This is a genomic window from Oleiphilus sp. HI0117 (assembly GCF_001635235.1).
In genome coordinates, this window is the sequence record NZ_LWGA01001059.1 from 1 (window position 1) to 757 (window position 757).

Genomic DNA, 757 nt, shown 5'->3' on the forward strand with positions numbered 1-757 from the left:
CCGGTACCCCCGGTGCAAAAGCCTTTCAACAATATTGCGATAATTTGCCAGAAGATAAGATTTTACTGATCTGCGCCGATAAACTCGATGCTTCCACACTTAAAAGCAAGTGGTGTAGCCGACTTGATCAGACTGGTGCCATCATTCAAATATGGCCAATCAATCTACACGAGATGCCGCGTTGGATAGCTCAACGAGCCAATAAAATGGGCTTGAACTTAGCTCGTGACGCCGTTTCACTTTTGTCTGATAGATTAGAAGGCAACTTACTCGCTGCACAACAGGAGCTTGAGAAGCTTAAGCTTCTTCACCCTGACAGCAGTGTCGAAATTTCTACTGAAGATGTGTTGGAAAGTGTTTCAGATGCTTCTCGCTACGATGTCTTTAACCTTACCGACGCCTGTTTGACCGGAAAGGCCAAGCAAAGCGCAAAAATCATCTCCCACCTTCGCCTTGAAGGCGTAGAAGTCACCTTTGTCTTGTGGGCTTTAAGTAAAGAGATTCGCTTACTACTGAATTTGTCTCATGCCCTGAGCAAAGGTCAGCCATTGCCGGCATTATTCAAACAACATCGTATCATTCAAAAACGCCAGGCAGGTCTGTCTGCCGCCGCACAAAAGCACAGCCCTCAAAAGCTATTGGGCCTTTTAGATCAGTGTAAGAAAGTCGATGACCTGATCAAAGGTGTCGAAAAGGGCATTTCCCCTTGGGACGTGTTGACTGATATTACCTTGGCAATTGCTAAGGGATAAAGCCA

Annotated in this window: 1 protein-coding gene; it reads left to right on the plus strand. The window is 46.0% G+C overall.

What is annotated here, in order from left to right:
• Nucleotides 1-752 (plus strand): DNA polymerase III subunit delta (holA, locus tag A3757_RS18980; protein WP_068740092.1); only part of this gene is annotated, 752 nt, incomplete at its 5' end.
• Between the last annotated feature and the right edge of the window lie 5 nt (nt 753-757).